General features: G+C 61.1%; 10 protein-coding genes. 6 read left to right on the forward strand and 4 right to left on the reverse strand.

The annotated features are described in order from the left end of the window. From ACESNG_RS05870 to ACESNG_RS05885, 4 genes are all read right to left on the reverse strand, one after another. Positions 1-167 (reverse strand): GDP-mannose 4,6-dehydratase (locus ACESNG_RS05870; RefSeq protein WP_373068195.1); only part of this gene is annotated, 167 nt, incomplete at its 3' end. Continuing rightward, entirely contained in the window at positions 164-925 is a 762-nt protein-coding gene (locus tag ACESNG_RS05875) for a glycosyltransferase family 2 protein (RefSeq protein WP_373068177.1), read from the reverse strand. The genes ACESNG_RS05875 and ACESNG_RS05870, both read right to left, overlap by 4 nt. Continuing rightward, entirely contained in the window at positions 925-2,124 is a 1,200-nt protein-coding gene (locus ACESNG_RS05880) for a nucleotide sugar dehydrogenase (RefSeq protein ID WP_373068179.1), read from the reverse strand. The genes ACESNG_RS05875 and ACESNG_RS05880 overlap by 1 nt, the downstream gene beginning before the upstream one ends. Positions 2,125-2,170: 46 nt before the next feature. Further along, positions 2,171-3,805, reverse strand: coding sequence for a hypothetical protein (locus ACESNG_RS05885; RefSeq protein ID WP_373068181.1), 1,635 nt, complete (start codon positions 3,803-3,805; stop codon positions 2,171-2,173). Positions 3,806-3,861: 56 nt separating this feature from the next. Here ACESNG_RS05885 and ACESNG_RS05890 point away from each other — a divergent pair, with 56 nt between their 5' ends. The 6 genes from ACESNG_RS05890 to ACESNG_RS05915 form a co-directional block, all read left to right on the forward strand. Continuing rightward, positions 3,862-4,761, forward strand: a complete 900-nt coding sequence (locus tag ACESNG_RS05890) for an NAD-dependent epimerase/dehydratase family protein (protein WP_373068183.1) — start codon at positions 3,862-3,864, stop codon at positions 4,759-4,761. A gap of 1 nt (position 4,762) precedes the next feature. Further along, the gene (locus ACESNG_RS05895; RefSeq protein ID WP_373068185.1) at positions 4,763-6,964 is read left to right on the forward strand and encodes a glycosyltransferase; all 2,202 of its coding nucleotides are present in this window, start codon (positions 4,763-4,765) and stop codon (positions 6,962-6,964) included. Then, positions 6,961-7,908: an NAD-dependent epimerase/dehydratase family protein gene (locus ACESNG_RS05900; RefSeq protein ID WP_373068187.1), complete on the forward strand. Its 948-nt coding sequence runs from the start codon at positions 6,961-6,963 to the stop codon at positions 7,906-7,908. The genes ACESNG_RS05895 and ACESNG_RS05900 overlap by 4 nt, the downstream gene beginning before the upstream one ends. A 229-nt stretch (positions 7,909-8,137) precedes the next feature. After that, positions 8,138-8,671: a class I SAM-dependent methyltransferase gene (locus tag ACESNG_RS05905; RefSeq protein ID WP_373068189.1), complete on the forward strand. Its 534-nt coding sequence runs from the start codon at positions 8,138-8,140 to the stop codon at positions 8,669-8,671. Positions 8,672-8,728: 57 nt separating this feature from the next. After that, positions 8,729-11,449, forward strand: a complete 2,721-nt coding sequence (locus ACESNG_RS05910) for an arabinosyltransferase domain-containing protein (RefSeq protein WP_373068191.1) — start codon at positions 8,729-8,731, stop codon at positions 11,447-11,449. Between the two features lie 232 nt (positions 11,450-11,681). Then, positions 11,682-12,292: trans-aconitate 2-methyltransferase (locus ACESNG_RS05915; protein WP_373068193.1), on the forward strand; the 611-nt coding region annotated here is incomplete at its 3' end.

Below are 12,292 nucleotides of genomic sequence, written 5' to 3' on the forward strand. Positions count from 1 at the left end.
GCATCGCCCTCGATCAACCGATAGTTGCGATTGTCGTCGTAGCTTTTCGCGACCCGTCCGTACTTCGAGTGGTTGTCGACACCGACGACCTCGTAGCCCTTCGCGAGCAACTCCTCGACGATGTACCCGCCGATGAACCCTGATGATCCCGTGACCAACACCTTCATGATGAACCGATTCCTTCTTGCTCTGTGGACGAATGTGGAAGCGACGTAGCGTTTGCGAGTTCGAGACGCGGACCGTAGGCGTAGAAGTACCACTTGAGGTAGCGAGGCAGCCAGGCCTTCAAGCGGAAGTTCGACTCACCGAATGCACGGTCGAGCCAGATGGTCGGGATCTCGGCGACAGGAAGCCGATGCCGCCGAGCTTTGGCGACCATCTCGATTCCGATCTCGAACCCGCGATCACTCTCGATACCGACCGCTTTCACGAAGTCGGTCGAATATGCCTTGAAAGAGTTGGTCGCGTCCCTTGTGCCGACGCGTGCAAAGTAGTGCAGGCTGAGACCAGCGAGACGGGAGAGCGACGACTTGATCCACGGGCCGCCAACCTGCTGTCCCGTGCGTGCGTAGCGACTGGCTGCGGCGACAACCACGCCACGTTCGACCAGTCGGGTGAGTTCGTCGATCTGGAACGGGTCGTCACAGCCATCGGCCATCGTCACGACGGCTACGGGCGCAGTCGCAGCGTCGATGCCGAATCGGATGGCGTTCGCCGGACCGCGGCCATAGGTGTTGACCACGCACCTGACATGGGTGGACTTCACGCTTGCTCGGGCAACGGCGCCCACAGTGTTGTCGTTCTCGTCGTCCACGACGACGAGAATTTCACACGGGAGCGTGACCGCCTCGAGGATTCGATCGAGCACCGGAGTGATGTGGTCGCCCTCGTTGTAGGCCGGAATCACGACCGAGACGCGATGCATCAGACGGTCACGCCCCGACCCAACACGTTCCACACGTCGATTGTTTCCTGAACGGGGTCGAGATCGCGATATTCGGGATGAGGCGCCGCCACCACGAGGATGTCGGCACGCTCGAGCACCTCGTCGAGGGGGACGAGGTCGGCGTCGACGGTGACGTACGGGTCGGTGCACAACACGGTTCCGGCCTTGAACCGCAGGATCCGGCGCAGCTTGTAGGACAGGCTCGAGCGGATGTCGTCGCTCTCCGCCTTGAACGCCATGCCCAAGATGCCGACGGTGGAGTTCTTGAGGTCGAAGCGACGCTCCATCCGGTCGACGAGATAGAGGGGAAGGCCCTCGTTGACCATCATGCTGGCGTGCCCGAGCGTGAAGTTGTTGTTGTTGAATGCTGCCAGCTGCATCGTGTCCTTGAAGAGGCAAGGTCCTGCGGCGAATCCGGCGCCGGGCATGTCGGCAGCTCGGGGGTACTCGTAGGTGATTGCGTGCCGAATGCGCTCGAAGTCGAGACCGTGCTCGTTCGCGATCATGTACAGCTGGTTCGCTGCAGCGAATTTGATGTAGCGCCACGTATTCGTGAAGAGCTTCGCCAACTCGGCTTCCTCGGGCGAGACGACCACGATCTCCGACGTGAGACGACTGAACAACTCACTCGCCCGCTTCACTGCGGAGTCGGTGCGGCCCGACACGATCTGCGGCAGCGAGTACAACTCGGTGAAGGCCTTCCCTTCGGCGATCCGCTCCGGGCAGAACGCCACGTCGATCCCGAGACCGAGGCGGTCCACGACCTCTTCGACGAGCCTCGTGACGCCGGGATACACCGTGCTACGCAGCACCAGCAGCTGCCCCTCGCGGAAATGCTCGGCGAGTTGCTCGACTGCCAACGGCACGGCGTGAGGGTCGGGGTTGAGGTGCTCGTCGACAGGGGTGCCCACGACGACCACGACTGCGTTCGAGCGTGCCACCACCGACGGGTCCGTGCTCGCATGGAGCGAGCCGTTGGCACGAACCTCGTTCAACAACTCAGGACCTTGCGGTTCCTTGAACGGCATCGTTCCCGAATTGACAGACTCGACAGCGACCGGATTGACGTCGAAGACCACGACATCGATGCCCGCTCGGGCGAATGCGATTGCCAGTGGCAGACCAACGTGTCCGCATCCGCCGACGACGCAGATATCGAAGTCCTTTTCGTGCATCATCGCGATGCTATCTGTTGGATCGGGTTTGCTCCGGAAGCGAGCCGCCTCAGTCCGCCAGGCAGAAGCGCGTATCGGGGAACTCGGTTGCGATCGTCCACTGTTCGCCGAACTCGTCGTCGGGGAACGACACGATCAGGTTCGTGCCGCCGAGTTCGACTGGGAACGATGGGGTTGCCCATCGTCCCAACGACACGACCGTCTTCGGATCGGATGCCTGGAGCACCACCGTGGAACCGGGCTCGATGACGCTCACCGAGTCGACTTGAACGAGGTCCGTTGCTTCGCACAGGCCCGCCAGCGATACATCGGCCGAGATGTCGGGCGGAGCGAGTTCGAAGAGCACCCGGTCGGCTCCGGTGCGGGCGAACTCGCTCAGCGAGCCGAAAGCCTGGATGGGCATTGCCGGGGACGATCCGACCCCGTCGACGGCTTCGAAGTATTTGCCGGCCGTGAGCCCGGGAGCGTGGACCGGGTCGATCGCATAGTCGGCCGGGACAACGTCGCGAAGTGTCTCGATGACGCCAAGCTCAGCACCGATGATCGCACCCTCGAGGCGCAGGCCACCCGCACCGGCACGCATCAAGTCTGAGGTGGCCCAGGCCGACAGCAGACCCAAAACCAATCCGGCGACCGCGACCGTGCGTGCGGCCCGGGTCGGTACGAGTTCGGTGATCAACAACACGATCACGACGGCACCGACGTAGATGTACCGGCTTGCGCCCGGATCGCCGTATTGGCCACGCGAAAGCGCCGTGAGACCCCAGAATGCTCCGAGCATGGCTACGAGAGCGAGCACCCGCGCGGGGACATGCCGCCGGTGCAGTAGCACGGCAATCGCCAGGCCGGCGAGCACACCTAATCCGAGCCGGCCCCAGTCGAGCGTGAGGTCGTAGAGGCCGGCGACGGCAGCAGAACCCGAGGTCGAGGCGTAGTCGGGAACTGCGTCGAGGTTCGCCAGGTCGGCTTGCGACTCGCCGTAGACGAGGTACCAGACCGCGTAGACCTCCAAGGGCCCGATGGCGATCCACCAGCGGCGCCATGGCCGAGTGAACAGTGTTTCCACGAGTATCGCTCCAGCCGCAGCCACGCCGACCCCAGAGCATCCGAGTGCTATGGCGACGCACGCAGATGCAGCAGCGTCCGATCGCGTGGCTCGGCGTTCGAGCAAGAGGAGGGCGAGCACGAAGCCGAGCACCGACCCCATGAAGCCGATCTGGAAGGGCCACAGTATGTTTTGCCACCCCGTCCCGAGCAGCAGGATCGCGATGCCGCCGCCCAGCCCAGCGAGCGAGCCGAGGCGCCTGCGCACATACACCAGCACGGCAGTGGCGACGGCCACGTGGACGAAGAGGCCAAGAAACCGGAATGCCCGGTAGTTGTCGAGCCCGACGAGCTCGAACATGGCGTAGAACACGGACGCCGGCACGATCGAGAGGTGCCCGTTGTGCGCTGCGAGGAAGGTGTCCGGCTCGAACCGCCAGCGCCCGACGACGAAGTTCCACTCGTCGAAGAAGAAGGTTCGCCCCTCTCCGAGACGATCCAGCCACAGCACTGTGAGCAGCACAACGACCGTCCAGACGATGAATAGTGTGACTGTGTGTCGATCCAGCGCACGGTGCACGGGCAACCGCTCAGGATTCGTGTACACCAAGGGACCATCGAGCCCTCCGCGGAGTTCCATGACCTGGACGTTATGCTCCAGCGCTTGCTATCGGGAGGAAACCTGTGAAGGCGATTGTGACGGGCGCGGCCGGATTTATCGGAACCCACCTGGTCGAGTCGCTGGTATCGAGCGGCGCAAACGTCATCGGAATCGACGACCAGCGAACAGGCGATTGGTCTCGCCTGAGAGCTTCCTGCACCAGACTCGACCGTGACCTCACCACCTTCTCCGAGGCGGAGTTCCGGAGCCTCGTTCAAGACGCCGATCTTGTGTTCCACCTCGCGGCCGAGAAGTACAACTCATCGAAGGCCACCCCACAGAGCGTGATCGACACGAACGTGACCGCTTCGCACCGCCTCTTCACGGCAGCGGCAAAGGAACACGCGAAGGTCGTGTTTACGTCGTCGCTATACGCCTACGGAGCCGTTGGGCCTGAACCGATGTCAGAGCTTGACGTCCTGGAACCCGACACGGTGTACGGCGCTTCGAAAGCGACGGGGGAATACCTGCTTCGATCCGCTGGCCGCGACCATGGGCTCGAGTGGGCGGTTGCCCGACTTTTCTTCGTGTACGGTCCCCGACAGTTTGCGGAGGGCGGATACAAGTCGGTGATCGTCAAGAACTTCGAGAGATTGCAGTCCGGGCTCGCCCCCGTGATCGTCGGCGACGGGGAACAGCAACTCGACTATGTCTTCATCGATGACGTCGTCTCCGCACTGCACCAACTCGGAGAGGCACGACATAACGGGCTCGTCGTCAATATCGGGACCGGATGTGGAATCTCGATCAACGAGATCACCGAAAAAATGACGACGATCGCCAACTACCGTCAACTCCCCGAATCGGCACCCCCAGACTGGACTGCGGGCTCCCGTCGCGTTGCTGACACCACTAGAGCAAGACACCACCTGCATTGGGCACCTCAGCGCCTGGAGGACGGCTTGCGTCAGGTATGGGAAGGGCTTGGAGGCTGAAATGGCCGATCAGTTCGAAGTGAGCGTTGTCGTCCCATGCCTCAACGAAGAGGCGAACATCTCGGCCCTCGTCGAGCGGACCCTTGCCACCTGTCAGGAGGCCGGGATTTCGGCCGAGATTGTTGTGGTCGATGACGGGAGCACCGACGACACCTGGTCGTTCATAGAAGGCGCTATTGAGATTCATGGAGCACGGATCGTCGGCGTTCGCCACACTCAAAATCTGGGGATCCCGACGGCATGGCGTTCGGGACTCGACGCCGCGTCGGGCCGTTACGCCTGTTTGATCGACGGTGACCTCCAGAATCCGCCCGAGGAGATCCCGCGGCTGTACGGACGACTCCTGGAATCGCACTACGACATTGTCCAGGGAACGCGATCCTCGATCGGTCGCCTCAAGGACTCTCGCCTGTTGTATTCCCGGGGGCTCAACGTCACGCTGAATGTGCTGTTCGGGATGCATTCGACCGACAACAAGTCGGGCTTCGTGCTCGGCCCGCGACGCGTGATGGTCGACATCGTCTCGCCTCGACGCCGATACCGCCACTTCCAAACCTTCATCGGCGTCGCTGCACACCGCAAGGGATACTCGATTCTCGAAGTCGAGACGCTGTTCGAAGAGCGCCGGGCCGGCACATCGTTCCTCGATGTAAAGGCACCAAGAGTGGCGATGGAGGCGATCGCCGATATCCCCGCTGCATTGCTCGAATACCGCATCGAGGGCTCAAACCGTCACGGCCTGTCAGTCGTACCGAGGTCCCTCCCTCTCGCAAAGACCTCGCACCCGTACTCCGGATGGAGGCGGGCACTCTTCGAGTCGTACTTCGCCACGATGCCGCTTCATAAGTGGTTGATCACTAGGAGGGCACGGTCGTTCTACCTCGAACTCAAGCAGACTGAATTCCTTCCTGCCGCCGACCTTTGCGTGTTGCAGACGGTCAAGCTTCAGCGGTTGATCCAGCACGCGTACAGTCATGTGCCCTATTATCGTCGGGCGCTCGATGAAGCGGGTATCCAACCATCCGACATCGAGAGCCTCGATGACCTTCGATCCATACCGCTCTTGGGTAAGGACGACGTACGGAAGAACCTGTACTTCGATATGTTCGCCAGCGACCACAAGAAGAAGGAACTGCACAAGATCTCAACGAGTGGGTCCACCGGCGAACCATTCACCACGTATGCGGACCGCTTTCAGCTCGAAGTCCGTTTCGCTACGACCTTGCGGGCCCTGGAGTGGACGGGATGGCAGATGGGGGACCGGCAGGCTCGCTTGTGGCACCAGACCATCGGGTTGTCCCGTGTCCAGATCGTCCGAGAGCGTATTGATGCGTTGTTCATGCGCAGGCTCTTCGTGCCCGCCTTCGAAATCAGTGCGGGTACGCTCGAACTCTTCGTGAAGCGCATACGCGATCACAAGCCGGTGCTCGTCGACGGATATGCGGAGTCGCTGAACTTCCTGGCGACCTACGTCAACGAGGGTGGCGACCCTGGATTCAGCCCGAAGGCGATGATGTCATCAGCACAGGCGCTTCCGGAGAATGTTCGCGATCGGATCGAGGCAGGATTCAAGACGAAGGTCTTCGACAAGTATGGGAGCCGAGAATTCTCCGGAATCGCTTACGAGTGCGATTCGGGTGCCGCCCATCATGTGATGGACGAGAGCTACATTCTCGAGATTCTGGTGGACGGTCGACCGGCGCTGCCTGGTGAGACGGGCGAGATCGTGATCACAGATTTGAACAACTTCTCGGTGCCGCTGATCAGGTACCGCATCGGCGACCTCGCTACCGCAGTTGACCAGACCATCCCGTGCGACTGCGGGCGGCACCTCTCACGAATCGGAACGATTCAGGGGCGAACCCAAGCGATCGTTCATTGCGGCAACGGCGCCTGGTTGCCCGGCACGTTCTTTGCGCACTTCTTCAAAGACTATGAACACCTGGTCCGCTTCTTCCAGATTCACCAGACCGTCAAGGGTGCATTCACTCTCAAGATCGTGAAGGGCGCCCAGTACACGGATGCCAAGTTCGACACGATGGTGGAAGAGCTCCGCGAGTTCGTTGGCAGCGAGATCGAGACGTCCATCGAGACGGAATACGTCGATGAGATCCCACTCGTGCGGACCGGGAAGAGATCGCCTGTCGTATCGACCGTACGCGAGGACTTCCAACACCTCGATTCACGGGCCGACGCCTCGTGACCGTTTCGCAGATCGCCGTGGTGACCGGGGCTGCCGGCTTCATCGGCAGCCAACTCACGGAACGCCTCGTTGCAGATGGGGTGGAAGTCCGAGCGGTGGATTCCTTCACCGACTACTACGACCAATCGGCCAAGCGTCGCAATGTCGCTGCCGTCGACGAGTCGCTCATCTTCGAACTGGACCTCGCCCTCGACGATCTGAGCAGCGTGCTAGAAGGCGCTGACGTCGTCTACCACCTGGCCGGGCAGCCGGGTGTCCGAGGCTCGTTTGGGGCTGGGTTCGACGACTACACGAAATGGAACATCACCGCAACACAACGTCTGCTCGAGAGTTCTGTCGCATCAGGGGTGCGACGCGTCGTGTATTCTTCGAGTTCTTCTGTGTACGGTGCAGCGGAGCGGTTTCCAACGACAGAAAACGACCTCCCAGCACCGGTGAGCCCGTACGGCGTCACGAAACTCGCCGCCGAACACCTCTGTCGCCTCTATGCTCGGAATTTCGATCTCAGCACGGTCTCGCTCCGCTATTTCACGGTCTACGGTCCCAGACAGCGCCCGGACATGGCCATGCACCGCCTCATCGAGGCCGCACTCCACGATGGCACATTCCACCTGAACGGCGACGGGTCACAGATACGTGACTTCACCTATGTGCAGGACGCTGTGAGCGCCAATAGGTTGGCGGCCGAGGCCGACGTTGCCTCAGGTTCGGTGTACAACATCGGTGGAGGCTCTTCGATCTCACTTGCCTCGGTGATCGACACCATCGAACAGATCGTCGGCAACAGGATCTCGCTCGAACGACATGGGTCTGCCAGTGGCGACCCACCCCGAACCGGCGCTGACATCTCAGCCGCGCGCCGCGAATTGGGCTGGAATCCGTCAGTCACCATCGAAGACGGCCTTGGCGCCCAGGTCGAGTGGCACCGAAACCTGTTCGGGTGATTCCGAGACGATGGTCTCGTTGTTTTGGAGCGACGTCGGAGACTTGATTTCGATCAAGAGAGCGGCCCGCATCCTTGGCTCGGCGACAAGTGTCCCAGCCGCCAGATATTCGTAGTCGCTCTAGAAGGTCCAAACAGGAGGCAATGACATGACAGCAACTTGGAAGCCAACCGATCTACTAGAAAGCCCGGTCGTCTACCGCACACATATGCGACTACTTGGTGGCAGGATGATCAAGCGAAAGCTCCTGGAGCGCTTCCTTCCAACAACGCCGGGTCTACGTGTGTTGGACATCGGCTGCGGGCCTGCGCCAGACAGAGACCTGATGGGCGAGGTGGAATGGACCGGCCTCGAGCTGAACGAAAAGTACGTGCGTTACGTGGAGCGTCGGCTTCGCAGAAACGACCGCATTCTCCTCGGCGATGTCGCCAAAGTACCCGAATTCCTTGGGGAGGTCTTTGACGTGGTCCTGCTTTCGGGCGTGCTACACCACTTGACGGACGAGCAGGCGCAGGGTGTGCTGGAAAACTGCTCACCCTTGCTCGACCACGACGGATTCGTACTGACGATCGACCCGGTTCGCACCACCGGCGCATCCCGGCTCGAACGTCTTCTTCTCGACGCGGACCGCGGGAACTACATTCGCGACAAGACCGGATACGACAGACTCGTGCCTTCCTCGCTCGGCAGAGTCGAGAGTTCCGTGCATCACGGCCTAGGTTGGCTTCCTCAGGCGCAACGCGTCTCAGTTCTACGGCGATGATTTGGTAAATCAGTTGTGCGCTGCACTACCCGATTAAACATCGCCGTCCTTTGTGGCTTGACGCTGCTCGCTGCGGTACTCGCGAGCATCCTGCCATCGGAAGCAGCCACCCATGATATTAGCTGGAACTCCTCAGTCGTCGATGGCGGCGAGGGCTTTGTCGGGGTGACGGCCCAAATAGCGCGTCATACTCCGGACGCGCTCGTCGCAAAATGGGCGTGCGAGTCACCTTCGTCGTCGTCCCCTTTGAGCGATAAGACCCTCTTCACTACCGGGCTCAAGAACGAACTCGGCATGCCGCTAATCATCTTGCGCTCGGCAACTGGGATCCGCATCATCGCGGGCTACACCGAGATCGGTGCGCTCGAACTCTCGAGCGAGCAATTGTGCGCGTTGGCTCTCAACGTGAGCGGTCGGATGGTCACCGTGAGTGCCGCCGGGAAGACCGGCTCCTTCACCGCTCCGCGGCCCATAACGGTAAGTTCCTTGATTGCCGATGCGGAGGCCGCTCGATCAGGGCTGACTGTCACGGCGACCGCTACCGTCGTCGATCGAGCAACGAGCCCGAGTCCAATGCAGATTCTGCTTTGGATCGCTGCGGGCAGCGGGGCACTTGTGCTCATCGTGATAAGTCGGGTGCAGCTAGCGCCCAGAACTCGCTGCCGGGGCACGCGCCCGCACATTGACTGGACTGACGGCGTTGTAGCGACCAGTCTCGTCTTGTGGTGTCTAGTCGGCCCGTTCCTGCTCGATGATGGCTGGGTTCTGCAAACCGCGAAATTCGGCGACGGGTTCTCGAACTTCTTCAACGTCTTTCAGACTTGGGACGCACGAGTGCCGTTAGGCACCCCGCAATACGAGGTCTACCGCGTGATCACGTCGGTTACTGCTGAACTCATCTACCTGCGCATACTGCCGCTGCTCGCCGTGTTGCTGGGCTGGTGGCAGATCCGCTGGATCCGAAGCCGGCTTAGGCACCGAGGTCAGCTCGGAGATCTGGTCGCCGCCTTATCGTACTTGGTTGTTTCATTCGCCTGGCTCATCACGCTACGGCCAGAGCCGTTCATCGCCTGCTTGAGTCTGGTCGGGGCACGCCTCGCTTACGACTTCATTCATTCCCGCCGGGTTGATCTCATCCTGCCGCTCGTGATCGTCGGATTCTCTGGACCTGCCATCCATACGAGCGGAGGGGTGACGGCGGTCCCACTCGCCGTCGCGGCGGCATACCACCTTCGACTGCGACGAACGGTCAGCGGTATGACCATGACCATCCTCGCCGCCGCCACCGTTGGGGCGGTGGTCCTGCTGGCGGGTGTCTTCCTTGGGTGGGACTACCACTCGTGGACCACGAATGCGCAGGCGTTCGAGTCAGGGGTTCCGGCGAGAACCTGGGCTGATGAGCCAGTCAGGTACTCCTGGCTCTTCTCGTCGTTTCCCTTCGACACGGTCCTGCGAAGGGCATCAGTGCTTTTGGCACTCGCCGTGTTCGCCTCGTTAGCTCTCAGGCGGCGCAGCAGCAGGATCGAAGAGACGTTCTTCGCTTTAATGCTACTGGGAGGACTTGTCGCTCTCATGATTACGCCCACCAAGTGGCCCTGGCACTTCGGGTCAATTGCCGGGCTTACCGCTCTTGCGTTTTCCGTCGAGTTCGGCTCGTGGCGGCGCAAAGCTACTTCAACATGGTTTAGCGGGCTGGGACTTGTTCTTGTGCTCGCAGGGATATGCGTTGTCTCGTTTCGTTCGCCCGACCGTTGGGGGGACTTCTTTCCGGTGAACCTGCGCTCAGGTCGTCCAGAGGCGATTGTGGATCTCCTCTCCTCACCGCTTGCAATCGGGATCGTCATTGCGGCTTCCGTTGCTGGCGGGGCGATCTGGACTTCGCAGCGAGGCAAGCCACTCTGCGGAGCGCTTGTGGCTGTTCCTTTCCTGCTATCGATGCTGTTCGTGCCTGTAGCGCTGGACGTTGCGGGCGACCTAGGAGACAACCGAGGGATCGCGATCTCCCAAATGAACGCTAGAGGGCTAGCCCAGCCCAATGGTGACCACTGCGGATTGGGGAGCAGAATCCATCTCGTTGACCCCAGCCGAAGCACCTCACTCGACTACTGGCAAAACGGAACAACACCCTCGACCAGAAGCGATCGTGCGGTGTCTGGGCGGCAACGAAACATCCTCCCCCCTGACGACGCTAGTGGCGAAACCATCACGACTGGCTGGTACCGCTTACCCGAGGAGTCCACGACGCTAATTGTCGACGCGAACGGAGATTTAGCTGGACAAGGCTCACTGTCGGTCGAGTATGCAGCCGACCCACGCGAATCGCTTGAGGAGTTCAACCCGCTCATTGAAGGACTGTCCCACATCAATGGTACGAGGGTCATCGCAGACATTGGCAATCACCCACCGGCGGCCGAGTTTTTCCGCCTTCGCGTGGCCGGGCCCGCCGACTCCATACTGCTCGGAGTACCACGGTCGGTGCGCGCTCGGTCAGTCGCCGAACTCAACCGAGCCGGCTATACGTTCCAGATCGATCCTTTCTACAAGCCGGTGTTCCCGTGCGTCGGCGAGCCGACGTTCGCCGAGTCGATTGCGACTCGGCCCGACTTCGTGATCGGCGGCTTCCCCACTCTCCCGAACAGCGCTGGGGGCCTACTCGCCGATATCTATGACGTCGTCGAACTACCCGGGACGTCCGGCTCCACCACATTTCTTACAGCGCGCTGGTTCGACAAAACGACATTCCTCGGCGAGTCGACAACCACGACCTCATCGGGCTGACGGTGATATTTGTTGATCGTCGCCGGCCACTCAGCCTGCATCCGGCGTGTTGGTCCCGACGAGTCTGACCTCACCCCGATCAGACTGGCAGCACCCGCCCTGGACAGCGCCGTACTAGCCTCACCCCATGACACAACATGACGTCGGATCGAGTTCGACGAGGAGCAACGAACCTGGTGGCAGTCCAAAAGTCCTTTCGCATGCCGTCGACACGCCCCGAACCGCAGATGGCATGGTCGACCATGACGAGGGCTGGAAGCTCTGGACTGACATGGTGCGTTATTACCCGGCAGGCGTCCACCGCCGCCGACTTGTGCGATCGTGGACCTCCGGACTCGACATCGAGACCGTGCTCGATGTCGGGTGCGGGCCTGGTCACTTGCTCGACGAGATGCGACAGGCTCTGCCTGACGTGCAACTCACCGGTGTCGACAACTCGGCTGCGACCGTGGCCGAGAATCGCATCCGCCAGCCATGGGTGCGCTGGGAAACCGTCGACATCACCCAAGACTCGTTGAACGAGAGCTTCGATCTCGTCATCTGTTCTGAGGTACTGGAACACACGCGCGACGACGCCGCTTCGCTCGCGAATCTCGTAGATATGACCGGTCGCTATTTGATGATCACGGTCCCGAGTGGACCGATTCGCCCGTTGGAGGCCGGTTTCGGCCACCTCCGCCACTACACGCTTCCCGGGTTGGAGAAAATGGTCAGGGGTGCTGGACTAGACATTGTGAGGTCGTCTGCTTGGGGCTTTCCTTTCATGTCGATGTTCAAAGTGGCGTCAAATCTTCGTCCGGACGCCACCATGAGCGGATTCGGTGATGGCGAATGGAGCGCCCC

The organism is Gemmatimonas sp., assembly GCF_041689975.1.
Taxonomy (GTDB): Bacteria; Gemmatimonadota; Gemmatimonadetes; order Gemmatimonadales; family Gemmatimonadaceae; genus Gemmatimonas.

What these genes read in the sequence shown, in the direction of transcription:
- ACESNG_RS05875 (WP_373068177.1), bottom strand. Translation starts at nt 925, where the DNA reads ATGCATCGCGTCTCGGTCGTGATTCCGGCCTACAACGAGGGCGACCAC.
- ACESNG_RS05880 (WP_373068179.1), bottom strand. Translation starts at nt 2,124, where the DNA reads ATGATGCACGAAAAGGACTTCGATATCTGCGTCGTCGGCGGATGCGGA.
- ACESNG_RS05885 (WP_373068181.1), bottom strand. Translation starts at nt 3,805, where the DNA reads ATGGAACTCCGCGGAGGGCTCGATGGTCCCTTGGTGTACACGAATCCT.
- ACESNG_RS05895 (WP_373068185.1), top strand. Translation starts at nt 4,763, where the DNA reads ATGGCCGATCAGTTCGAAGTGAGCGTTGTCGTCCCATGCCTCAACGAA.
- ACESNG_RS05905 (WP_373068189.1), top strand. Translation starts at nt 8,138, where the DNA reads ATGATCAAGCGAAAGCTCCTGGAGCGCTTCCTTCCAACAACGCCGGGT.